Origin of the sequence: Paenibacillus allorhizoplanae (assembly GCF_927798215.1) — a bacterium.
Taxonomy (GTDB): domain Bacteria; phylum Bacillota; class Bacilli; order Paenibacillales; family NBRC-103111; genus Paenibacillus_E; species Paenibacillus_E allorhizoplanae.
Genome location: NZ_CAKMMW010000013.1, coordinates 136,244 through 161,080, shown reverse-complemented (window position 1 = coordinate 161,080; position 24,837 = coordinate 136,244). Strand labels below are relative to the sequence as shown.

Here is a 24,837-nt window from a genome sequence, read left to right as displayed (position 1 = left end):
CAGCCCTCAATTGGTGTTTTGTTTAGAGTTTTGTTAAAATGTAAAGGGCAACGTAGGGAGAAAATCCCACATAGATAAAATAAACGGCTACACCGTCCTCTGGACGAGTGCGTTTATCTATAATAAAGCCGATTTATCATTGTGAAACCTACTATTACTTTATTTCAAGGTGAGACTTTGAACGAAGGTTCAAGGATCCCTATTATTGGAGGTGCAGAGGATGGGGCCTGGAAAAATGAAGGTGCGCAGATTACCGTTATTGCCACTTAGGGGACTGCTGGTCTATCCGAGCATGGTTCTACACCTGGATGTAGGGCGAGAAAAATCGGTGAAAGCACTCGAGCGGGCGATGGTGGATGACAGCATGATTCTCCTCTGCTCTCAATCAGAGATCAACATAGAAGAACCAACCAAAGAGGATATTTATCGCATCGGAACCATCGCGAAAGTGCGGCAAATGCTCAAATTACCGAATGGTACGATTCGCGTTTTAGTAGAGGGTGTTTTACGTGCTGAAATCGTAGAGTACTTGACGAATGACGAGTATTACGAAGTAACCGTAAAAGAGTTGCCAGAGCAAGAAATTTCAGATCCTGAAATTGATGCTTTGATGAGAAGTGTGCTAAGTCAATTCGAGCATTACATCAATCTTTCCAAGAAAGTCACGCCTGAAACGCTTGCCGCGGTATCTGATATTGATGAGCCAGGCCGTTTAGCAGATGTGATTTGTAGTCATTTATCGCTTAAAATCAAAGATAAACAAGATATTCTCGAGACCGTTGACGTACGTGAACGGCTCGAGAAAATGCTTAATATTTTGAACAATGAGCGGGAAGTGCTTGAGCTCGAACGCAAAATCAGTCAACGTGTCAAGAAGCAAATGGAGAAAACACAGAAGGAATACTACCTCCGTGAGCAGATGAAGGCGATTCAGAAAGAGCTTGGGGATAAAGAAGGTCGTGCAGGTGAAGTTGATGAGTTACGTAACCAGCTAGCTGAAGCCGAGCTTCCTGATAAGGTTCGTGAGAAGGTTGAGAAAGAGATTGATCGATTGGAGAAAATGCCTGCTACTTCAGCAGAAGGCGGCATCATTCGTAATTATATTGATTGGTTGCTAGGCCTTCCTTGGCACAAATCGACCGATGACGATTTGGACCTAGATAAAGCAGAAGAGATATTGAATGAGGATCATTTTGGTCTCGAGAAGCCAAAAGAGCGAGTGCTGGAGTACTTAGCCGTACAGAAGCTAGTCAAGAAGCTCAAAGGTCCGATTCTTTGTTTAGTTGGCCCTCCTGGGGTTGGTAAAACGTCGATTGCTCGTTCAATTGCTAGATCCATGGGAAGACAGTTCATCCGTATATCGCTAGGCGGCGTGAGGGATGAAGCTGAAATTCGCGGTCATCGTCGTACGTACGTTGGCGCCATGCCTGGACGAATCATTCAAGGCATGAAGAATGCAGGCGCGAATAATCCCGTTTTCTTATTAGATGAAATTGACAAGATGGCGATGGATTTCCGTGGAGATCCTGCCTCAGCCTTGCTTGAAGTATTGGATCCTGAACAAAACAGCACTTTTAGTGATCATTTCATTGAAGTTCCTTTTGATTTATCCAACGTGATGTTTGTGACTACGGCGAATGCTGTGCATAATATTCCTCGTCCTCTGCTAGATCGGATGGAGGTTCTATATATTCCAGGTTATACGGAGATTGAGAAGCTCCAAATTGCCAAGAAATATTTACTTCCTAAGCAGAAACGTGATCATGGTCTTGAAGAAGAGCAACTTGTCGTTGATGAGGCTGCTTTGATGAAGATTGTGCGCGAATATACGCGAGAAGCAGGCGTGCGTAATCTAGAGCAACAAGTTGCAGGTATGAATCGCAAAGCAGCTAAGAAGATCGTATCAAACCCTGAGACACCTGTTCATGTAACTGTAGATAACTTAAGTGACTATTTAGGTCCTGTTAAGTTCAAATATAATGTTGCAGAAGAGAAGGATCAGATCGGGGCTGTTACAGGGCTAGCTTGGACGGAAGTTGGGGGAGATACACTCGTCATCGAGGTATCTGTACTGCCTGGTACTGGCAAGTTAACCTTAACGGGTAAACTTGGTGATGTCATGAAGGAATCTGCGCAAGCAGCTTTCAGTTATACGCGTTCGCGAGCTGATGTCCTGGGCATTGCCCCAGATTTCCATGAGAAGAATGATGTACACATTCATATTCCTGAAGGTGCTATTCCGAAGGATGGTCCATCAGCGGGGATTACAATGGCTACCGCATTAATCTCTGCTTTGACGAACATTCCCGTTTCACGCTTAGTGGCGATGACTGGAGAGGTCACGCTTCGCGGCCGGGTACTTCCAATCGGGGGCTTGAAGGAAAAGGCACTTGCGGCACATCGTGCGGGGATACGTACAATCCTTTTACCGCAAGACAACGAGAAAGACATTATCGAAATTCCAGAAAGTGTCCGCACAGAGATGACGTTCATACCTGTCAGTCACATGGATCAAGTGCTGGAACACGCGCTTATCAAAAATAAGCCGACGGCGAACGTCGGATCGACTTAGAAAGTAGTTGAATATTCATGAAAGTCAATCAAGCTGAATTTATTATCAGCGCGGTTGGACCTAGCCAATATCCAGAGGATGCCTTGCCAGAGATAGCGCTGGCAGGGCGTTCTAATGTTGGGAAATCGTCACTCATTAACTGTTTGATTTCTCGTAAAAACTTAGCTAGAACCAGTTCACAACCGGGCAAGACGCAAACTCTTAACTATTATAAAATTAATCAGGACTTATATTTCGTTGATCTCCCCGGCTATGGCTACGCAAAGGTATCCAAAACCAAGCGCGAGCAATGGGGCAAATTCATTGAAAGCTATTTATTGAATCGTGAGCCTTTGCGCCTTGTGATGCAGTTAGTTGACCTAAGACATCCGCCTTCCAAAGATGATCAGGCGATGTACGAATGGCTTCGCCACATGGACGTGCCTGTTCTTGTTGTTGCGACCAAAGCGGACAAGATTCCTAAGAGCAGATGGGCTAAACATTTGAAGATTGTACGTGAAACATTAGGGATGGATAAAGGGGTTCAACCGCTGATGTTCTCTTCTGAGCTTGGGCTTGGCAAAGACGAACTGTGGGGAATTCTAGAGCAAGCGATTGCTTATGGCGAACCGGAGCCTCAAACCGAAGAAGTACTAACTAGCGCCGTAAACGATCCGCAACCGTCCTAATCACAGGGCGGTTTTTTGCGTATTGTAAAGGATAACGATCAAAGATAGAGGAAATCAAAAAGAAGCATACGGGAAAGCGAGGTAAACTGGGGGAAATTTGATGGCATTCCAGTTTATCAAGCATTTTTCAGAATATTTGGCTGATTATCATGATTTGCCGGCAGGAATATTCGTGTCTCTTGTAGTATAATAATAAGCAAGGTAATAGTTAATGGCTTGAAAACAAAGAATCGAGGGATTTTTATGGCACAAAGGTTAGCGACTGAATATGTCAAAACCTGCCTCCAGTTAACAGAAGCCGATATGTTGAAGTTTTTTCAAATGTTTGTGGACCATCAAGTGACACTGCAAGTCAAAGTTTTGGAAAACGGGAATCAAGAAGTTGTTTTTCAAGATGGCGAAGGTCAAGAAATCGTCCTCTCATTTGAAAAGAAATCGGGCCTATATGAATGCACAGGATCCTGCAGATTAAGTAATACCTTATTAGCAAATTTAATGCGTAAAGCAGTATCGGAATTCAAAGGCAGCGCTAAAGTGAATCGGATTTACCCAAGCTACACGATGGTTTATTATTATGAACGCGGAACCGTTGTGAAGATCGAGGAAATCAAAGGTCAACTGTTAACAATTGTCTATGAGCACAAAGATACCATTGGCCTCATGCAGATGATGTTCCAGAAGAGAGAAGTTGAGCAAGAAATTGAAATGATTTACGATCAAATCAATCACCTTCTTGATATGCGTAACATGCTGCAGGCTAGGGATGAACACCAACAGATCGACATTCGCCTCAATGAGCTTACACATCGTTTGTTTGTTTTGGAGGCATAATCACCCATACATGCTATATTTATGGAGACCCATTTTTGGGTCTCTCTTTGTTTTCAGGCACATGCAAAGGCATTACGACATAATTTAGATATGGCGCCGATGTGACAGTTAGCCTTTAACAAAAAAAACTATTGCATTTATCGTCGATAGATGTTATTTTTATTCTCGTTGAAACAATATAGGAACCAGGATTCACTCAGGACATTGAATGTTGCGAGAGATTATACCCTCGGGAAGTGAATGACGTAGGTCCTAGCGGATGAAATTTTTTTCACACATTTTATTCCTAGGAAGGGGGAACCGAAAGATGGAAACAGAATACTCAACTTTCGGAAGACACGTTGCTGTTGATACTTGGGGGGTAGATTTTGAACTTCTGAACAATGCAGAATGGCTGCAAGCTCAGATGGTTGAAGCTGCCGAGGTATGTGGAGCAACTGTTCTATCTGTACAATCCAAGCAATTTGAACCACAAGGTGCAACAGTTCTTGTTATGTTGTCCGAGAGTCATCTCTCCATTCATACTTATCCTGAGAGAGGTTTTGCCGCACTTGATTGTTATACATGCGGTGAGACAGTCGACCCTCAATTAGCCATCGACTTTATGGTGTCCGTACTAAAACCAGAAACGTTCTATGCGAAGAAACTTGTTCGCGGAATGGGTGAACTACAAGTAGAAACTCCTGAAATAAAGCAAGCAGAGCTTGTTAAATAAAATTCTGCAAAAGATAACGGTAACCACGGAGAAATCCGTGGTTATTTGTTTGTTCAGATACCCATACAATGATATTGGCGATACATGTCCAGATCACTTGAGGTGGGGGAAAAAGCTTGAAGCATAAAATCATTAGGAAATTGGTGCTGTATGTCGTTGTTCTCTTTCTCATCATTTGGCCAATTTATCAACTCGTCCAAATGTTAGGTCATCAAAAGGAAGATCACGATGCCACACATTTACTGTTCCAAGTATCCTTATTTCAAATGGAAATATTGAAGAGCAGTCTAGAAGAAGCCTCTCAGAGTAAAAGTACGAATGAGCTCGATCCAGTGAGACGAGCACTGTACTCAGCGGAATACACGCATGAGCGATTGATTTTGGCAGCAGGGGGGAAAGAGGAGTTAAGTTCACTTAGCTTCATGAACCAACTAAGCCAGTACATACAGAGGTTGCAGCTCGGTGGAGTGAGAGCGCTGAAAGCGGATGAGACATTAACATTGAAGGAAGCCCAAAAGCAATTTGGGCACATGTATGAGGTCTATGAGAAAATGATGGCTTCGAACGGCGATATCATTTCATCCCAGAATACGGAGTTATCGAAACTAGATCGTGAAATGACGTCCTTTTTAAGAAAAAAAGGCTTGCAATAGGGGATTCTGTATGGACGAGGTATAGAGGAGCACGGAGCTGTTAAAACTAACGAACAGTACCAAAGCATTCATAATTTATTCAAATATTTTGTCGGAATGTCGGTATTGCTGTGCTATAATGATTCTAAATAAAACGAAAGGCAGGTGGTAACATTGCATATTATCGCAGTTGGTTTGAATTATCGGACAGCCCCGGTAGAAATTCGTGAAAAGTTTGCGTTCTCAGATCAAGATTTACCCAAAGCAATCGCTGAGTTGAAAGAGACGAAAAGTATTCTAGAATGTGTTATTGTTGCCACCTGCAATCGCACCGAAATTTATGCTGTCGTGGATCGACCTCAATTGTGTAGTCATTACTTAACTCACTTCCTTGAGCGTTGGTTTCATGTGAAGAAGGATGAGTTCCAGAAGCATTTATATATGTATGAGAATGACAAAGCAAATGAGCATTTGTTCCGTGTAACAACGGGGCTTGATTCGATGGTCATTGGGGAAACTCAGATTCTAGGTCAAGTGAGGGATGCTTTTTTAGCATCTCAACAATTGAAAGCAACGGGCTCTTATTTCAACACACTGTTTAAACAAGCGATAACACTTGCGAAGAAAGCACATTCAGAGACGGGTATCAGTAATAATCCTGTCTCCATCAGCTATGCGGCTGTAGAACTCGGTAAGCGGATCTTCGGAAGCTACATGAACAAAACCATTATGATTATTGGTGCGGGTAAGATGAGCGAGTTGACCGTGAAGCATTTGTATGCAAATGGTGCAAACAAAGTTATCGTTGTGAATCGTACGTTGGAAAGAGCTATGGATTTAGCCGGCAAATTTAGCGGTGTGGCTTGCACACTAGAGGAAATGCTGAAATATTTACCTGAGGTTGATATTATTATTAGCTCGACTGGAGCACCTGGATACGTTCTGACGAAGAAGGATATTCAAACTTATGTGCAAAAAAGAAAATCACGTCCGCTCTTCATGATGGATATCGCGGTTCCGCGGGATCTAGATCCTGAGATTAGCGGCTTGCCTAATGTGTTCCTCTACGATATTGATGATTTGGAGCATATTGTGGATAAGCATTTACAGGAGAGGAAGAAAGAAGCGGCTAAGATTGAAATCATGATCACGTCCGAAATCGCTGCCTTTGACCAATGGACGAAGACACTTGGCGTGAGCCCACTGATTAGTGCTTTGCAAACGAAAGCGAATCAGATTCACGAAGAAACCATGGAGAACATGCTGAATAAGCTGACTGATCTGGATGAACGTGAAATTAAAGTGATTCGTAAATTAACGAAGAGTATTGTGAATCAAGTATTGCGTGATCCGATTCTAAGGATCAAAGAAATGGCGGGAGAGCGCCATGGCGACGATGCTCTCGAAATTTTCACGAAGCTTTTCGCATTAGAAGATACGCTTAAACAACAAGAACAGGCAGATCAAATAGCACAAGAGTTGGAGTCAGGCTTTAACAAAGTGGAAAGTAAACAAACGTTGGATGAGAAGCTGTCCGTTCGTAGTTTGCAAAACGCGGATGTTCTAGCTCCATCTTGATAAAAAGGCGCTAACCGCCTAGGAGAGGTGCCATGGTTACACGTAGCTGGTTGTTTGATGCGATGATTTATATGTATGCCCTGAGCCTACTGTTTTACTTTTCGGATTTCGCGAATGCGAGCCGGAGCGCGAAACGGATGGGGACGGGGCTGCTTTTGTTTGTATGGGTTTTGCAAACCGCTTACTTGGCTATCAGTTTATATGGTCATTTGACGGAATGGGCTTTCGTACGATCTGACGTACTCTTTATGTTTTCGTGGCTGATTGTAACGATTTCATTGATCGTCAACCGTTTTTTTCGAATTGAATTGTTCGTTTTTTTTGTGAATGTACTTGGCTTTGCGATTCTTGCACTGAATATATTTGGAAATCCGTATGTCGTGCCGATCAAATCCGATTGGGACATTAATGATGAGCTATTATTCATTCATATTTCGTTAGCGATTGGCAGCTATGCCGCCTTTTCAATTGCCGCTATTTTTTCAGGGATGTACATATTTTTACATGCAAGGTTGAAGAGTAAAAACTTCTCTCAGGCTGTCATGCGATTGCCATCTCTTGAGAAAATTGAGCATTATACGTATTTATCGGTCATTATCGGGGGGCCGTTGCTTCTAATGGCTTTAAGTCTTGGTGTGGTATGGGTTGTGCTTGAAGGCAATCGCAATCTTCTCTATGATCCCAAAGTAATCAATTCTTTCTTCGTTTTGGCAGCCTATGCCTTTTACTTATTTCAACATAAATCCATGCGGATTTCGGGGAATAAGCTAGCTGTTTGGAATTTGGCAGCTTTCTGTATCGTCGTGTTGAATTTCGTTGTTTCTAACCTTGTTTCTGATTTTCACGGGTGGATATGGAGCTAAATGGTTGGCAGCATCCTTTTCCCGTTATGATGAATTTAGCAAGACGCCGGTGCTTGATTGTTGGCGGAGGTCCGATAGCAGAACGAAAATTACGATCGTTGCTTGCGGCTGAAGCCGAGGTGACGATTGTCAGTCCAGCGTTCACGGTTGGAATTCTAGAGCTAGGGCATCAACCGAATCTGATCGTGAAGAGACAGTCCTATGATGAATCGATATGGATAACTCATGGCGAGGCACGATTCGCCTTAGTCATTGCGGCGACGAACGATGCACAAGTCAATAGACAGATCGCAAAGGATGCGAATGCGCATGATGTGCTCGTCAATATTGTAGATAAACCAGAACTAAGCTCGTTTATCCTACCTTCCGTTGTTCGTCGTGGCAAGTTGGTCATTACAGTCTCCACTGGTGGAGCTAGTCCATCAGCAGCGCGTAAGATTGCCAAAGAGATCGACAAGACCTATGGCGATGAGTATGAAATTTATTTGGAATTTCTCAGTGAAACTCGCTTGTTCATTCAAGAACGCGTGAAGGATAAAAAAGCAAGGCAGGGTCTATTTAAAGACATGCTGGCGTGGGATCTCATGCCTTTGATCCGAGAAGGCAAGTTTGAAGAGTGGAAAGAGAAGTTCAACCTTGCCTTACAAGGCGAAACTTGGATGCAATCACAAGAGCAAGAGCAAGTAGAGAGTGGACGGCCTTCTTGGTCTTTCATCAATGAGATTGGGCAGCACGTATAGGGGGCGGAGACGAATGAAAACGATAATTGTAGGGACAAGACAAAGTGCTTTGGCACTGACTCAAACAGGACAAGCTGTTGAACTTTTGAAGCAGCTTGCTGCCGAACATGGTATCGAATGTCAATTTGAAATCAAGAAAATTGTTACGAAGGGCGATCGGATTCTGGACGTCACGTTATCCAAGGTTGGAGGCAAGGGCTTGTTCGTAAAGGAAATCGAACAAGCGCTGACGGACGGCGAGATTGATATCGCCGTTCATAGCATGAAGGACATGCCTTTCGAGCTGCCCGAAGGTCTCGTGGTAGGCGCGATCCCCAAGCGCGAGGATCCGCGCGATGCGTTGATCACGCGCGGCGGCAAATCCCTCGACGAGCTGCCGCAGGGCGCGCTCGTCGGCACAAGCTCGCTGCGCCGTGCAAGCCAGCTGCAGCATCACCGCCCAGACCTCCGGATCGAGTCGATCCGGGGCAATATTGATTCGAGGCTGCGCAAGCTCGAAGAAGAGAACTTCGATGCGATTATGCTTGCCGCCGCCGGTCTTCACCGGATCGGCTGGCAAGATCGCATCAGTGCCTACTTGCCGCCCGAGCTCTGCCTCCCTGCCGTAGGGCAGGGAGCGCTGTGCATCGAGTGCCGCGGCAACGACGCTTTCGTGCTGGACTTGCTGGGCAAGTTCCAGCATGAGCCAACGGCGCTCGCGGTGCGAGCGGAGCGTGCTTTCCTCGGCAGACTCAACGGAGGCTGCCAGGTGCCGCTCGGCGCATACGCGAGCGTCGAGAACAGCAGCGGGGAAGACGCCCCGCTGTTGACCCTGACTGGCATGGTCGGGACGCCGGATGGCGTGACCATGCTTAAGGAGACGGCTTCCGGGAACGATCCGGAAGCGTTGGGCGCGTTAGTCGCAGAGAAGCTCATCGCACAAGGAGCCGAGAAGATTCTAGCTGAGGTGAGGGAGTGATGGCTGTGAACAAAGGAAGAGTTTTTCTTGTTGGAGCGGGTCCTGGTGATCCTAAACTCATCTCGGTACGCGGGATGGAAGCGATCCAAAGAGCAGATGTCATCGTATATGATCGACTGGCGAATCCACGCTTATTGAAACATCGTAGACCAGAAGCAGAACTCATCTTTGTTGGCAAGCTGCCAGATAAACATATATTAAAGCAAGAAGAAATCAATCAGTTGCTTGTGGATTTGGCTTTACAAGGGAAGATCGTAACACGTCTTAAAGGCGGAGATCCGAGTGTATTCGGTCGCGTTGGTGAAGAAGCCGAGCTGTTAGCAGATAACGGGATAACGTATGACATTATCCCAGGAATCACCTCCTCGATTGCTGTTCCAGCTTATGCGGGTATTCCTGTCACACATCGCGATTTCACGTCGTCTGTTGCGATTGTAACGGGCCATGAGTATCCGAATAAAACGTATTCCAGCTTAAACTGGGAGCATCTGGCCAAAGCGATTGGCACGATGGTGTTCTTGATGGGCGTTGCTAATTTAGAGCAAATATGCCGTGAGTTAATTCGTTGTGGGAAGCCGCCAGAAATGCCTGTTGCCTTAGTGCGATGGGGAACTTGGGCGGATCAAGCGACGATTACAGGTACACTTGCAGATATCACAGAAAAAGTAAGAGAAGCGAACTTCAAATCTCCAGCCGTCATTATCGTGGGTGAGGTAGTTAAGCTACGTGAGAAGCTGGCTTGGATGGAGAAGAAGCCGCTGTTTGGCAAGCGAGTACTTGTCACGAGAGCTCGGAGTCAAGCGAGTGAACTTGTGGATCTGATCGATGATTTGGGTGGAGAACCCGTCGAATTCCCAGTCATTCGTTTACAGCCGCCAAGTCGCCAAGAAGCTAGGCAAGCATTGGATCTCGCACTTGAGAGACTTCAGGAGTTTGACTGGATTGTACTAACGAGTGCAAATGGTGTTGAATTTTTTTTCCGCAGACTGCGTGAATTAGGTATTGATGTTCGCAGAATGGGGAACGCACGAATTGCTGCAGTAGGTCCTAAGACCGCTGAGGCGCTCGCTGAGCGTGGTATCATCGCAGACGTCCTGCCGGCTAAGTATCATGGGGAAGGTATCCTAGATGCCATTCAAGGGGATTTGAACGCAGGTCAGAAAGTGTTGCTGCCGACAGCAGACTTAGCGCGTGATTATTTACCGTCTAAATTGAAGGAGCTCGGCCTCGAAGTTACCGAAGTGGATGTGTATGAGAATGTACTGACCACCGATGACGGAGAAGAGATTATTCATCTTTTGCAGAATCAAAGCATTCATATCATTACTTTTACAAGCTCATCTACCGTTACGAATTTACTTGAAGCGCTAAAGCAACTGGGTATGGAAGATCCGTTATCGTTGTTGCAAGGCGTGGAAATTGCAGTTATTGGTCCCAAAACGGCAGATACTGTCTTACAAGCAGGACTGTCGATTACATATACGGCTGAAGAAGCAACAGTGGCTTCTTTGGTACAAAGCATGATTCAAGGAGGCGGAAATCCATCATGAGTTTTCCAATCGTTCGTAACCGCCGCTTACGCGGAAATGCAGCCATTCGTAATCTTGTTCGTGAGAATCAAGTGACAGTGAACGATGTCGTTCAACCGATCTTTGTTACTCATGGTACAAATGTAAAGTCAGAAATTGCCTCGATGCCTGGTGTGTATCATTTCTCACTCGATCGTGTGAAAGAGGAAATCGATGAAATCACGCAATTAGGTATCCAAGCGATTCTCTTGTTCGGTGTACCTGATTATAAAGATGCAACCGGAACATCCGCATTTATGGATGACGGTATCGTACAGCAAGCAACTCGCTTTATTAAAGAGCTTAACCCTAACTTGCTGATTATCGCAGATACGTGTTTATGTCAATTTACCGATACAGGTCATTGTGGCGTTATTCATCACCATCCGATTACAGGGCAAGCGGATGTTGCGAATGATCCTTCTCTGGAACTACTCGTTCGTACAGCAGTCTCACAAGCCAAAGCAGGTGCTGATATTATTGCTCCTTCCAATATGATGGATGGTTATGTGCAAGCCATTCGCGCTGGACTTGATGAAGCTGGTTATGAGAACACACCGATCATGGCGTACTCAGTTAAATATGCTTCGGCCTACTACGGGCCGTTCCGTGATGCTGCGCATTCCACACCGCAATTTGGTGATCGGAAAACGTATCAAATGGATCCGGCTAACGGTCGTGAAGCCCTTCGTGAAGCGTCAAGCGACGTCATTGAGGGAGCAGATTTCTTAATGGTGAAGCCAGCGCTCGCTTACATGGACATTATCCGCATGCTGAAGGATAACTTCGACTTGCCAGTTGTCGCTTACAATGTGAGTGCAGAGTACGCCATGGTGAAGGCTGCTGCTCAGCAAGGTTGGGTGAATGAAGAAGCGATTGTGATGGAAACGATGACAAGCTTCAAGCGTGCAGGAGCAGATATTATCCTGACTTATTTCGCCAAAGATATCGCTCGCTACTTGCAAAAGTAAGGAGATCATGAACCATTTGTCCTCTGTGATGTACAACGGAGTTCGGGTGGTTCTTTTGTCATACTTTTGTCGCAATAGGTAAGCTTACCTTGGTTGTGAGAGGGGTATAATTAGGGCATAATGGATGAGAATAGATGGAAACAAGAGGAAGGTGCCTCATGAGTTATAACGATAATTTTATTAAAGCATGCCGGAAAGAAAAGGTTGATACGCTGCCTGTGTGGTATATGCGTCAAGCGGGTCGCTACGACCCGGACTACCGTAAGATCAAGGAAAAGTACTCCTTGCTAGAAATTTGTCAGCAACCAGAGCTTGCTGCGGAAGTAACGATGATGCCGATCAAAAAGCTTGGCGTAGATGCCGCGATTTTGTACTCGGATATTATGAACCCAGTGGCTTCGTTGGGTGTTGATTTTGATATTGTGAAAGATATCGGTCCTGTGATACATACGCCGGTTCGTACGGCACAAGATGTTGAACGACTTCGTCCAATAGATGTGGAGAAGGACCTGTCCCACATTCTTCAAACGATTCGTATTTTAGATAAAGAATTAGAGGTTCCATTGATTTCGTTTGCGGGTGCGCCATTTACGATCGCCAGCTATTTGATTGAGGGCAGACCCTCCAAAAGCTATATTCGTACGAAGCAAATGATGTATTCTGAACCAGCAGTTTGGTTCGCCTTGATGGATAAACTTGGGGATATGGTTATCACGTATCTGCGTGCACATATCGCTAATGGGGCGAAAGCTGTTCAAGTTTTCGATAGCTGGGTGGGGGCACTCTCTCCAGCCGATTTCGACGTCTACGTACGTCCTACGATGATGCGGATTTTCAAAGAGCTATCGGATTTGAAAGAACCGAAAATTTATTTCCCTGGTGTAAGTTCAGGTGAATTGCTGCCATATCTGACAACGATTCAAGCTGATGTGATTGGTTTGGATTGGCGTGTACCAATTTCTGTTGGTCGTGAAAGATTACAGAACCGATATGCGGTACAGGGGAACTTAGATCCCTACATTCTAACAGCGCCGATGAGTGTGATTGAAGCGCAAGCGAAAGCGATTATGGATGAAGGGATGAAGCAGCCAGGTTTTATTTTCAACCTAGGACATGGCTTATTCCCAGAAGCATCTCTGGAGAAATTGAAGGAATTAACAATGTTTGTTCATTCCTATTCGAATTCCGTTTTAACCCAGCAAGTTGGAAAGAGTGGTGTTTAACATGACCAAAACACGCATTGGCGTCTTAGTGATGTCGTACGGTACTCCGGAAAGTTTAGATCAAGTTGAAGCGTACTATACGCATATCCGTCGTGGTCACCCGCCGACTCCTGAGCAATTGCATGAATTAACGACACGTTATGAGGCTATTGTCGGTGGCTTCTTCCCGCTGCGTGAAAATACGAATAAACAAGTGAAAGGGCTCGAAGCTACGCTTCGTCAGGAGCATCCTGAGCTTGAATTTGTCTGCTACCAAGGCTTAAAGCACGCTCAGCCGTATGTAGAAGATGGTGTTGAGCAGATGGTTAAAGACGGTATCACAGAGGCTGTAGGGGTCGTTCTAGCCCCTCACTACTCGACGATGAGTGTCGGTGGTTATGTGAAGAGAGCGAAGGATAAGGCGGAAGCGTTAGGTCTTAAGATGACTTTCGTTCTAGATTATCATCTCCATGGGAAGCTGCTGGATGCTTTACAAACACGCGTAGAGAAAGCTTTGGGGAAATTTGCTGAGGCGGATCGGGATAACGTGAGAGTCATCTTTACAGCGCATAGCTTGCCGGAGAAAATTCTGGAAATGAAGGATCCGTACCCAGATCAATTGCTAGCTACCTCCAAAGCGCTTGCTGAGCGGGTTGGTCTTACGAATTGGCAGTTTGGTTGGCAAAGTGCGGGCCAGACAGCAATGCCTTGGTTAGGTCCAGACATTATGGATGTCATGCGTACGATTAAGCAAGAAGAAGGCGTGGATAAGATACTCCTCTGTCCAATCGGTTTCGTTTCCGATCATTTAGAAGTCCTTTATGATATCGATATTGAAGCGCAAGGGCTGGCGAAAGAGCTAGGCGTTCATTTGGAACGTACAGAGTCGCTCAACACGGATCCTCTATATATGGAAACCTTAAGTGATGTTGTCTACAAGAAATGGCAAGAGGCAGTTGGTCCACAATGAGTAACAACGTGCCTCATTATATGATTATTGGCGGGGGTATTACGGGGCTAAGTGCTGCTTTTTATTTGGAAAAACTGATGACGGAGACTGAAGTCAGTGGAGGTGCCCCCTTTCGAATTTCTGTTGTCGAGAAATCACCGTCATTTGGCGGGAAAATTCATACGATTGAGCGTGACGGATTTGTGATTGAAAAGGGGCCAGATTCCTTTCTAGCGCGTAAACGTCCCATTATTGATTTGGCTTATGATCTTGGCATGGAAAATGAGCTGACAGGTACGAATCCGAAAGCGAAGAAGACTTATATCGTTCGCGGGCGAAAGCTGCATCGTATGCCTCCAGGCTTGGTTCTGGGAATTCCGACTCAAATGACACCATTTATGAAGACAGGCCTTATTTCACCACTCGGCAAGCTTCGCGCTGCGATGGACTTGATTAAACCGAAGCGGGATGTCACAGATGACGAGTCGCTTGGACATTTTCTGGAGCGCCGACTTGGTAAGGAAGTGCTTGAGCGTATTGTTGAGCCGCTGCTTGCAGGGATCTACGCCGGGGATACGTATAAGCTGAGCCTGAAATCCACTTTCCCGCAATTTCGGGCCATGGAGCAAAAGAACCGGAGTTTAATTCTTGGGATGATGGCGAGCCGCAAAAATGTGACCGAGGAAAGCGCGCATTTACCTGCGGCTGTTCGCAATTCAGTCTTTGTAACGTTTAAGCGAGGGCTCGAATCCTTAGTGACAGGTTTGGTTGATGCCATGCGTACTACCGTTGATTTACGTACAGGAGTTAGCGTTGTTTCGGTTTGTAGTGTTGATGGGGGACAAACAGAAGTTGTCTTTGAGGATGGTCAGCGTGAGCTCGTTGACGGGGTAATCGTGACAACGCCAACGTATCAAGCGGCGAGGCTGCTTTCGGAGCTCCCAGCTGCAAACAAGCTAGCGAAGATTGATTATATATCGGTAGCTAATGTGATTATGTCGTTCGATCGTAAAGATATTCCATTTGAACTGGATGCCTCCGGTTTCCTCGTTCCTAAGCATGAGGGCTATACCATTACAGCATGTACGTTAACATCAGCGAAGTGGCTGCATGCTGCACCAGAAGGCAAGGTGCTGCTTCGTTGTTATATTGGTCGTTCTGGTGAGCAGGAATGGCCAGCATGGTCCGATGAGCAATTAATCAGTAAAGCACGACATGATATAGCTGATCTGCTTGGGATTACAGCTGAACCAGGTTTTGTTGAAGTGACGAGGTTGATGCATTCCATGCCGCAATACCCTGTTGGCCATTTAGAGGCGATCGCGGATTTTAAAAAAGAACTGACTGCAGCCATGCCGCGAGTACTGGTCACGGGTGCAGGGTTTCATGGCGTCGGACTGCCTGATTGTATACGGCAAGGAAAAGAAGCTGCAAATCAGCTTGCTGGTCTTGTTCAAACACAATAGGATTAACGGAGCTTGGTCAACTCCAAAGTGAATTCACTGGCTGAGATGGTCAAGATTTTCTTCTCTTCGAGATCACGTATGACTTGCATGAGTGTTGATTTCTGAACACCAGCTAGCTGGGAGATTTCATCAAAGTTAAGGACAAGCTTAATCACGATAGTGGTGCCTTTACGCAGACCGTGTGAGTTCGCCATTTTGATCAAACTTTTAATGACGCGTGTTCTTGCATCTACGAAGGTTAAATCATAGACTTGTTGATTCGTATCGCGTAGACGATTACTGAGCTCTTGCATGATACCTAGGCTAATGTCAAAATGATTACGAAGCAGATCAAGGAAGCTTTGGCCGGTTATCGTTAAGAGTATGCATTCTTCTAAGGTTTGAGCTGAGGCAGAACGAGGTTTACCATCTATGAGAGACAGCTCGCCGAAGCTTTCGCTGGTTTTGCAGATTGACAGTATTTTTTCCTCACCTGCTTGGCTTGTTGTATAGATTTTGACTGAACCGCTAAGTACCATATAGAAGACAGAGCCGATTTCTTTTTCTTGAAAAAGGATCGTGCCAGCTTTATAAGTACGTCTTGTACAAATCTCAATAAGGGCGTTCAATTGATGCTCGCCCAGTTGGGCAAATAAAGGAACTTTCTTGATAAGCTCTAGCATAGGTTGTACCGCCTTTATAGGTAGTTAATGGTAGGATATGACCTCATTTTATCACAAGATCACGTCATCGGGGGCTAAATAATGGTAAATTCGAGCAGAATCGACAAACTGTCAGCGGCTGCTTTTCAAGAATCAAGAAAGTTGATTCCTGGAGGGGTCAACAGTCCAGTTCGTGCTTTTAAATCGGTGGGCCTAACACCGTTATTCATGGAGAGTGGATCTGGCTCACGAGTAACGGATATTGATGGGAATACGTTTATTGATTATGTAGGTTCATGGGGACCGCTCATCGTGGGTCATGCTCATCCGAAAGTATTGGAAGCGATTCAGGCTACAGCTATAAAAGGTACAAGCTTTGGTGCTCCAACGTTGCTTGAAACTGAGATGGCAAAGCTTGTTATTGAACGCGTACCGTCCATTGATATGGTTCGCATGGTCAATTCGGGGACGGAAGCTACCATGAGTGCGTTGCGCCTAGCTCGTGGATTCACGAAGCGCGACAAGATCGTGAAATTCGAAGGAAGCTATCATGGGCACGCGGATGCTTTGTTGATTAAGGCTGGGTCTGGGGTTGCTACACTTGGATTACCAGATAGTCCTGGTGTACCAAGCAGCGTGGCGTCTAATACCATTACTGTGCCTTATAATGATTTGGATTCCGTGAAGCTTGTTTTTGAAAAGTTTGGAGAAGAAATTGCTGCGCTTATCGTTGAACCCATTGCAGGGAATATGGGGGTTGTTCCTCCAGCAGATGGCTTCTTGCAAGGTCTGCGTGATATTACTAAGCAGTATGGCTCCTTGTTGATTTTTGATGAGGTTATGACCGGTTTCCGCGTGCATAAGAACTGTGCACAAGGTTTATACGGCGTAACACCTGATTTAACATGTCTAGGTAAAGTTATCGGCGGCGGGCTTCCTGTAGGTGCTTATGGCGGCCGTTTAGACATCATGGAGCAGATTGCTCCTGCGGGTCCGATTTACCAAGCAGGTACGTTATCGGGTAACCCACTTGCCATGGCAGCTGGCTTCGCTACGTTGTCCTTACTAGGCGAGCCGAATGTTTATGAGGAACTGGAACGCAAGTCAGCTAGACTAGAAGCAGGCTTTGCTGCGAATGCTGCTGAATTCGGTATTGCCAGCACGATCAATCGTGTAGGCTCCATGGTTTGTCCGTTTTTCACGGAGATAGCAGTTACCAACTACGACACAGCCAAAACATCCGATCTTGGCCGATTTAATGCCTATTTCGGTAACCTATTGGATTTAGGTGTTTCCGTTGCACCTTCGCAATTTGAGGGTATGTTTGTGTCTACGGTGCATTCCGATGCGGATATTGAAACGACGATTGAGGCTCATCGCGAAGCCATAAAACGTTTATAAAATTAAGAAAGAGGCAGCCCTCCGTAGAATGTTCTACGTGAGGGCTGCCCTTTATCATTAGTTCGGTTTAACTGTCGAAGTAGTAGATGTAGATGTGTTAGGTGAATTCTCTGTTCCATTCGTTGCAGGCTTCGGTGTGGGGCTCGGCGTAGGCGACGTTGTTGTTGTCGTCGTTGGCTTCGTAGTACCCGTGTTATTTCCACCTGTATTATTCCCACTACTTGGTGTTGGTGTAGGCGTTGGAGTCGGTGTAGGGTTGCTTGTATTTGTTGGTGTTGGGCTAGTTGTATTCGTCGGTGTTCCAGTTAACGGCTTATCCGTCGAGTTCGGCTTCGTTGAGTCGATACTTGAAGGTGAAGACGACCCGCCAGCTTTGCCAGATTCAGCTGTGTTTTCTGGTTTAACAGATGGTGTTGGTGTTGCTTTAGGTGTTGGTGTAGGTAATTTACCTTGCGCCTTCAGTTCTGCTTGTTCTTTCAAGAATTCGGGGTGAGTTGAAGCACCGCCTGCATCAATCGTCGTTAAGCCAGCCCAAATGTTTTTCACTTCGACTTTCTCAGGATGATCGAATACTAAGAAAGCTGAAGGTAAGCGACGCTCGCCATAACGGCTAGATGGTTTTGTAATGAGTGCATTATTATAAACCATTTCAGAAGATGCTCCGCCATCAAGGAATCCAGCGTTGATGACATCGTCTTCTAAGAAAAGATCCTGAACTTCTTTCAGTGTAGCACCAACACTTGATGTTTGACGGCCATCAATGACGATAAAGATAACCGTACCGTCAGCTTTTTGTCCAACAGCTGTACGCGGCGCACGCCCCCAACCCCCATCACCACTTGTAATAAGTGGCTTACCATTCGCAATAACACGCGGATAGAAGGAAACTGCTTCAGAGACGCCAAGTTTCAGTAATTCGTTAATCGTATATTTTCCGATAATGAGTGTTCCTTCGTTTGTGAAACCAACAATTTGTTGCGGGTTGCTTCCCTCTTGATCGGTATAAAGAATTTCTCCACCGGACATAATAGCACCGATTGGGGCAAATCCGTTTCCAAGGCCGTCAGGATCATTGAAGCCACCGCCATTGACACCGGCAACAGCGCCTGTGCGTTGAACCATGGCTGTAATTCGTTCACCCTCACCTTGTTTGGAAGGAACAACAACACGGATTGATCGTGGATCATATACATACATTCGTTTACCCTTCCACAGGGTGCCTGAAATATCTTCTACTTTGACGAGACTCTCAATGGGGCGGTTTGTATTAAACTGAACAGCCTCAATATCTTGCTTCTCGATCGAGTTAACTTCTGTTAGATTCTGCATTTCGAGAACCATTTGATCTCGACGCTGTGCACCTACAAAGATCCAGGCCCAGTCGCGGTGCTGCGTTGTGATGACCGTTTTGGCCAAATACTCACGAATGAATGTCCCTGGTGGGGTTAGAAATAAAAAACTCGAACTTAAAAATGTACACGCTGCTATGACAAGTAAAGTCCGTTTCAGCCAACTATAATTTCGAAAGTGATTTGCAATTGAACTACCCAAGGTAAACCTCTCCTGCTCTATTAATAAATTGATAGAAAATGTCGAAAAAAAACAATACAAGAATAATAGTATCATATTTTTGCATGCAAATGGTAATGGTAATTGTTAAAATAAAGTGTACTTAATCCCTCTTTCTTAAGGAGCTCGTTCTAATTATGAAACGTTATTACTTTTTTGATTTCCCAATCGACCTTATGGCGATTGTTTTTGTATTTCTACTCATTCTGCTAGCAATCTTTCTATCATTTCGTAAAGGTTTAAAATCATGATTACTTGGTCGCGCAATGGAGAATGGTTGGAGTTACCGCTTCCGTATGAGCAATGGAAGCCGCTTAAACCGGGCGCTGTTGAAGAATTAGCGGCTTATCTGCCGGTGCCTCGCAAATTCTTCTTGCGATTAGCTTCCCAGGGACTTATTCGCATAGACAATAATACGATTCAGCTTAAGGTTTTTCCTCAGGAAAAGGCGGCGTTTAAACCTGAATCTTACCCATTAGACGTTTTATTTGAAGATGAGTTCACTCTAGTCGTGAATAAACCAGCTGGTAAGTCTGTCCATCCATCTGAAGCTGGTCAAGGAGGGACACTTGCCAATGCGGTAGCTCACTATTATGAAGCGACAGGACAAGCATGCGGCGTTCGGCATATACATCGTCTAGATCAAGATACGACGGGCGTTGTACTTTATGCCAAAAATGAATGGGCGCATGTCCTATTAGATGAGGCCATGAGAGAAAAACAAATCGATAGACGCTATATTGCGCTAGCTCATGGGATTTTCAAAGAAAAAGAAGGATGGATTGATGAACCGATCGGCAAGGATCGTCATCAGCCAGGAAAGCGAAGAGTGGCTCCCAATGGGGATCAAGCAGTTACACATTACCGTGTCGTTCAACAAATGAAAGCAGGGGCACTCGTGGAAGTGGAGCTAGAGACGGGCAGAACACATCAAATTCGAGTTCATCTCAGCCATTTAGGGCATCCACTCGTAGGTGATACTTTATATGGAGGTTCTTCACGTTTGTTTCAACGACAAGCCCTGCATGGAGAACGACTTCTATTTAAGCATCCGATCACGCAAAATGAGGTCGTTGTACAAGCACCGTATCCACTAGATTTCAAGATGTTGTTGGATCAAATGTCAATGAATTAAAAATGTAGTCATGCCTGGCCTCATCCACCCATATACTTTTAGAGACAATCAAGTATATCACCCAACAATTCGGAGCTGCTTTATGTTTCGAATTAACGGAAGGGAGGATTCATTCGGTGTCTGAACAACAACCAGGGTTACGCTTTGATATTTATGAACGTGTGCATTTGCAGGAGAATTTGGCAGCTATACAAGAATTGAATGAGGTAGAATTGCTTCCGCATATTCAAGTAATAACGCTGGATGATCAAGCGATTTTAAAGGGGAATCTACTACTTACAGGTAACTACTTTAGTGAAGAAGGCGGCAGCCCTCGCACGCTTGAGCATTTAATTCCTGTTGAAATTACGCTGCCCTTGAATCGCATTCATCGTGTAGAAGATATTCAGGTGGAGATCGAGAATTTTGATATCGACCTTTTATCGGCAAGAAGTCTAAATGTAACTGGTGTACTTTCCTTGCAAGGTGTAGAAATGGTTTCTGTGCCGCAAGAAAGCTGGCGAGAGGAAGAAGAGGTTACTTTTGTCCATCAAATTGAGTACCCACGCTCCGAGCCCGTCATGCCTTACGCATCAGAACCTACACCAGAACCGTTTGTTCAAGAACCACAGGTTCAACCAGTTCAACAAGTTCAACAAGTGATTCAACCACCACCAGCACCTGTTCTTCCTACACCTTTACCTACGCCAACACCAACGTTGATTGCAGCTGCACCAGAACCAACCGTCGCTGCTTCTCAGCCTGAATCCTTTTCGGGGGACGATACGATAGGTGTGGAATTTGAACAAATTGAGCTAAAAGTGACCCCTCATGCTGATAGTACCGTCGTTACGGAGGAAAAAAAGGAACTAAAAGTTGCCTTTGGCAAGAAGGCAACGGACGCCGTGGAGGTTAACCCGTATGGCATCAAATCGCTATTATCTAAGGCAGGCACGTATCTTTCCGACAAGCGGCTTGCGGAAGCTGAGGCGCAAGCGGCTCTTGAGGCGGAATCGCGGATAGATGCAGTAGAGTGGCGGCGATTATTCCTTCAGAGCAGATCGGAGTCACAAGAGTTCAGGAAGCTCAAACTATGTATCGTTCAGAAGGATGACACCTTAGAATCTATCGCAAAGCGCTATCAGCTGACAACGCGTGAGCTTCAATTGATGAATCGTCTAGGCGATCAGGATATTGTTGTGGGGCAAGTTATTTATTTACCCAAATAAATAATGATACATAGGCAAGAGCTTCTGGCTGCTGATAGCGGCTGGGGGCTCTTTATGTTTGATCTCGTATAAATTCCACCGTTTCATCCAATACTAGAAAATAATCCTTATAATAGGCGTCGAAATTATTGACTATATGTCGATAATTCGATATCATATAGTGTAACTCATTTTCAAACCAACATATGGAATTGCAAAGATAGGGAGTAGTAGTCGGAACGCCCTTCAGAGAGTGGAACTGCAGCGCTGAGAGGTTCCTCAGGATACATCCGATCGAAGTCGCCCTGGAGCAGTAAATGTGAGTGCAATCGCCGAGTTTCATTTCTCGCCTGCATTAGCATTTTCCGGTCGCAGCCGTTATCTGTTTAAGTGTCATGTTATTTGCTATTGGGGCAAGTCGCATGAAATGAAGGTGGTACCACGGAAGCTATACCTTTCGTCCTTTTTGGGGCGAAAGGTTTTTTTGTGTTTATAACAACTAACCAGATATGGAGGTACTTTTATGACCGAAACGAAATTACAAACGGAAATGCCTACCACGTACGACCCGAAAGAAGCGGAGCGTAAATGGTACGACTACTGGATTAAGAATGAATTTTTCAAGGCAGGTAACCGTCCTGATGCGGAAACCTATACAATTGTAATACCACCACCGAACGTAACAGGGATGCTGCACATCGGGCATGCACTAGATTTTACACTGCAAGATATTCTTATTCGTACGAAGCGGATGCAGGGCTTTGACACGTTGTGGCTGCCTGGTTCTGACCATGCTGGTATTGCTACACAAACACGTGTAGAGCAGAAGCTGCGCGAACAAGGACAAACACGTTATGATCTTGGGCGTGAGAAATTCTTGGAGAAGGTTTGGGAGTGGAAAGAATTATACGCGGATACGATTCGTGAGCAATGGGCCAAAATGGGCTTCTCGCTTGATTATTCACGTGAACGATTCACATTGGATGAAGGACTTTCGCAAGCGGTTCGTGAAGTTTTCGTAAGCTTGTTTGAAAAGGGTCTCATTTATCGCGGCAACTATATTATTAACTGGGATCCAGCGGCACGCACAGCACTTTCGGATATTGAAGTCGAATACAAAGAAGTTCAAGGTGCGCTGTACCATTTGAAATATGAAACAACAGACGGATCAGGTTCGATCGTTGTCGCTACAACGCGTCCTGAGACGATGCTGGGGGATACAGCGGTAGCTGTTCATCCGAAGGATGAGCGCTATAAGCATCTCATTGGGAAGTCCTTGCTGCTACCGATTGTTAACCGTGAAATTCCGATCATTGCAGACGATTATGTTGAAAAAGAATTCGGAAGCGGCGCGGTAAAAATTACGCCTGCGCATGATCCGAACGATTTCGAAGTAGGAAAGCGTCACAATCTGCCGCAAATTCTAGTTATGGACGAAACGGGAACGATGAACGCGAATGCCGGACCATATCAGGGGCAAGACCGTTTCGAGTGCCGTAAGCAAATCGTTGCCGATTTGAAAGAGCAAGGTGTTCTAATCAAAATCGAAGAGCACGTTCATCAAGTTGGACATAGTGAGCGCAGTGGTGCCGTAATTGAGCCTTACTTGTCTACCCAATGGTTCGTGAAAATGCAGCCGCTCGCTGATCAAGCGATTGAAGCACAAAAATCAGGCAAGGGTGTTAATTTTGTACCCGATCGCTTTGAGAAAACGTATTTGAACTGGATTGAAAATGTGCGTGACTGGTGTATTTCCCGTCAACTATGGTGGGGTCACCGAATTCCTGCTTGGCACTGTGCGGATTGTGGTCAAATCACTGTAGCTCGCGAGGATGCTACTGCTTGCTCCCATTGTCAAAGTGCGAATCTTAACCAAGATAACGATGTACTGGATACATGGTTCAGCTCGGCGCTATGGCCTTTCTCCACTTTAGGGTGGCCGAATGATTCTGAGGATATGAAGCGTTTCTATCCGACGAGTGTCCTCGTTACTGGTTACGATATCATTTACTTCTGGGTCGCTCGGATGATTTTCCAAGGACTCGAATTTACGGATCAAATTCCATTTAAAGATGTGCTCATGCATGGTCTTGTTCGTGATTCCGAAGGACGTAAAATGTCCAAATCGCTCGGAAACGGCGTTGATCCGTTGGAAGTGATCGAGAAATACGGCGCGGATGCGATGCGCTATATGATTTCTACGAGCAGCACGCCGGGTCAAGATTTGCGCTTCCGTTGGGAGCGGGTTGAGCAAGCTCGTAATTTTGCCAATAAGATTTGGAACGCATCCCGATTTGCTCTGATGAATTTGGAAGGCGTAAACGCAGCAGATATTGATTTGACAGGCTCATTAGGGACAGCGGATCGGTGGATATTGCATCGTTTGAATGAAACCGTTCGTGATGTGACTCGTCTAATAGATAGCTATGAGTTTGGCGAAACTGGCCGTCTGCTTTATAACTTCATCTGGGATGATCTCTGTGACTGGTACATTGAGTTCAGTAAACTGAGCTTATATGGAACGGATGCAGCGGCGAAAAAGCAGACACAATCGGTTCTAGCTTATGTATTAGATCAAACGCAACGTTTGATTCATCCTTTCATGCCATTCATTTCAGAGGAAATTTGGCAGCACTTGCCGCATGTTGGGGACACGATTACACTCGCGGCTTGGCCCACTGAGAATGTCGCTTTCGAAGCGCCGGATGCGATTCGGGAGATGGAGCTTTTAATGGAAGCGATTCGTTCCGTTCGTAATATCCGTGCTGAAGTGAATGTGCCGATGAGTAAGAAAGTTGAGCTCTTGATCAAACCAGCTAGTGCAGAGACACAGGACATTCTCAGCAAAAATGAAGAATATCTGAAACGTTTCTGTAACACGTCTCTTCTTGAAATTGACCTTACAATGACAGCACCTGACAAAGCAATGACGTCCATTATCACGGGGGCAGAGCTTTACTTGCCATTAGCGGGCTTGATCGATTTCACGCAAGAGCTTGCACGCTTGGACAAAGAGTTGCAATCCTTACATGGTGAAGTTGAGCGCATCGAGAAGAAACTGGGTAATGAAGGTTTTGTAGCTAAGGCGCCAGCCAAAGTCATCGAAGAAGAGAAAGCCAAGCTTGCTGATTATGCAGACAAACGGGATAAAGTTATTGCTCGATTAGCGGAGTTAAAGGCATAAGGAACGT

20 protein-coding genes and 1 other annotated feature are annotated in these 24,837 nt (G+C 45.4%); of the genes, 18 read left to right on the top strand and 2 right to left on the bottom strand.

What is annotated here, in order from left to right; translation table 11 throughout:
* The first annotated feature begins 220 nt into the window (after positions 1 to 220).
* From lon to hemG, 14 genes are all read left to right on the top strand, one after another.
* A complete protein-coding gene (lon, locus tag L6I86_RS20910) occupies positions 221 to 2,572 on the top strand; it encodes an endopeptidase La (RefSeq protein ID WP_236290204.1) in 2,352 nt (783 codons plus the stop codon).
* A gap of 17 nt (positions 2,573 to 2,589) precedes the next feature.
* Entirely contained in the window at positions 2,590 to 3,240 is a 651-nt protein-coding gene (gene yihA, locus L6I86_RS20905) for a ribosome biogenesis GTP-binding protein YihA/YsxC (RefSeq protein WP_056610306.1), read from the top strand.
* A gap of 243 nt (positions 3,241 to 3,483) precedes the next feature.
* Positions 3,484 to 4,071 carry a hypothetical protein gene (locus L6I86_RS20900; protein ID WP_056610308.1) on the top strand — a complete coding sequence of 196 codons (588 nt, stop codon included), beginning with the start codon at positions 3,484 to 3,486 and terminating at the stop codon, positions 4,069 to 4,071.
* Between the two features lie 307 nt (positions 4,072 to 4,378).
* Positions 4,379 to 4,786, top strand: a complete 408-nt coding sequence (gene speD, locus L6I86_RS20895) for an adenosylmethionine decarboxylase (RefSeq protein ID WP_056610310.1) — start codon at positions 4,379 to 4,381, stop codon at positions 4,784 to 4,786.
* A gap of 116 nt (positions 4,787 to 4,902) precedes the next feature.
* A complete protein-coding gene (locus L6I86_RS20890; RefSeq protein ID WP_236290203.1) occupies positions 4,903 to 5,439 on the top strand; it encodes a hypothetical protein in 537 nt (178 codons plus the stop codon).
* A 153-nt stretch (positions 5,440 to 5,592) separates the two neighbouring features.
* Entirely contained in the window at positions 5,593 to 6,996 is a 1,404-nt protein-coding gene (gene hemA, locus L6I86_RS20885; protein WP_236290306.1) for a glutamyl-tRNA reductase, read from the top strand.
* A 32-nt stretch (positions 6,997 to 7,028) separates the two neighbouring features.
* Positions 7,029 to 7,859 carry a cytochrome C assembly family protein gene (locus L6I86_RS20880; RefSeq protein ID WP_236290201.1) on the top strand — a complete coding sequence of 277 codons (831 nt, stop codon included), beginning with the start codon at positions 7,029 to 7,031 and terminating at the stop codon, positions 7,857 to 7,859.
* Between the two features lie 29 nt (positions 7,860 to 7,888).
* Positions 7,889 to 8,599, top strand: a complete 711-nt coding sequence (locus L6I86_RS20875) for a precorrin-2 dehydrogenase/sirohydrochlorin ferrochelatase family protein (RefSeq protein WP_236290199.1) — start codon at positions 7,889 to 7,891, stop codon at positions 8,597 to 8,599.
* A 13-nt stretch (positions 8,600 to 8,612) separates the two neighbouring features.
* Positions 8,613 to 9,557: a hydroxymethylbilane synthase gene (hemC, locus tag L6I86_RS20870; RefSeq protein WP_056610319.1), complete on the top strand. Its 945-nt coding sequence runs from the start codon at positions 8,613 to 8,615 to the stop codon at positions 9,555 to 9,557.
* Positions 9,557 to 11,107 carry a uroporphyrinogen-III C-methyltransferase gene (gene cobA, locus L6I86_RS20865; RefSeq protein WP_420851911.1) on the top strand — a complete coding sequence of 517 codons (1,551 nt, stop codon included), beginning with the start codon at positions 9,557 to 9,559 and terminating at the stop codon, positions 11,105 to 11,107. Before hemC ends, cobA begins: the two co-directional genes overlap by 1 nt.
* Positions 11,104 to 12,096: a porphobilinogen synthase gene (gene hemB / locus L6I86_RS20860; RefSeq protein ID WP_171630405.1), complete on the top strand. Its 993-nt coding sequence runs from the start codon at positions 11,104 to 11,106 to the stop codon at positions 12,094 to 12,096. The genes cobA and hemB overlap by 4 nt, the downstream gene beginning before the upstream one ends.
* Positions 12,097 to 12,254: 158 nt before the next feature.
* Positions 12,255 to 13,319: a uroporphyrinogen decarboxylase gene (hemE, locus tag L6I86_RS20855; protein WP_236290195.1), complete on the top strand. Its 1,065-nt coding sequence runs from the start codon at positions 12,255 to 12,257 to the stop codon at positions 13,317 to 13,319.
* A 1-nt stretch (position 13,320) separates the two neighbouring features.
* On the top strand, positions 13,321 to 14,268 hold the full coding sequence (gene hemH, locus L6I86_RS20850) for a ferrochelatase (protein ID WP_236290193.1): 948 nt from the start codon (positions 13,321 to 13,323) through the stop codon (positions 14,266 to 14,268).
* Positions 14,265 to 15,713, top strand: coding sequence for a protoporphyrinogen oxidase (gene hemG, locus L6I86_RS20845; protein WP_236290191.1), 1,449 nt, complete (start codon positions 14,265 to 14,267; stop codon positions 15,711 to 15,713). The genes hemH and hemG overlap by 4 nt, the downstream gene beginning before the upstream one ends.
* 2 nt (positions 15,714 to 15,715) lie before the next feature.
* Here the strand turns inward: hemG and L6I86_RS20840 are convergent, their stop codons facing one another.
* Complete coding sequence (locus L6I86_RS20840; RefSeq protein ID WP_236290190.1) at positions 15,716 to 16,375, bottom strand: Crp/Fnr family transcriptional regulator; 660 nt, start codon at positions 16,373 to 16,375, stop codon at positions 15,716 to 15,718.
* 81 nt (positions 16,376 to 16,456) lie between these two features.
* On the opposite strand from L6I86_RS20840, the gene hemL reads away from it, so the two are divergent.
* A complete protein-coding gene (gene hemL / locus L6I86_RS20835) occupies positions 16,457 to 17,755 on the top strand; it encodes a glutamate-1-semialdehyde 2,1-aminomutase (protein ID WP_236290188.1) in 1,299 nt (432 codons plus the stop codon).
* A gap of 57 nt (positions 17,756 to 17,812) precedes the next feature.
* Here hemL and L6I86_RS20830 read toward each other — a convergent pair whose 3' ends face one another.
* On the bottom strand, positions 17,813 to 19,306 hold the full coding sequence (locus L6I86_RS20830) for a phosphodiester glycosidase family protein (protein WP_236290186.1): 1,494 nt from the start codon (positions 19,304 to 19,306) through the stop codon (positions 17,813 to 17,815).
* Positions 19,307 to 19,571: 265 nt separating this feature from the next.
* Here L6I86_RS20830 and L6I86_RS20825 point away from each other — a divergent pair, with 265 nt between their 5' ends.
* From L6I86_RS20825 to L6I86_RS20815, 3 genes are all read left to right on the top strand, one after another.
* Positions 19,572 to 20,459, top strand: a complete 888-nt coding sequence (locus tag L6I86_RS20825) for an RluA family pseudouridine synthase (protein WP_236290184.1) — start codon at positions 19,572 to 19,574, stop codon at positions 20,457 to 20,459.
* Between the two features lie 116 nt (positions 20,460 to 20,575).
* Entirely contained in the window at positions 20,576 to 21,667 is a 1,092-nt protein-coding gene (locus tag L6I86_RS20820; RefSeq protein WP_236290182.1) for a LysM peptidoglycan-binding domain-containing protein, read from the top strand.
* Between the two features lie 187 nt (positions 21,668 to 21,854).
* Positions 21,855 to 22,114 (top strand) — a binding site (T-box leader).
* 55 nt (positions 22,115 to 22,169) lie between these two features.
* A complete protein-coding gene (locus L6I86_RS20815) occupies positions 22,170 to 24,830 on the top strand; it encodes a valine--tRNA ligase (RefSeq protein ID WP_236290180.1) in 2,661 nt (886 codons plus the stop codon).
* The last annotated feature ends 7 nt before the right edge of the window (positions 24,831 to 24,837 follow it).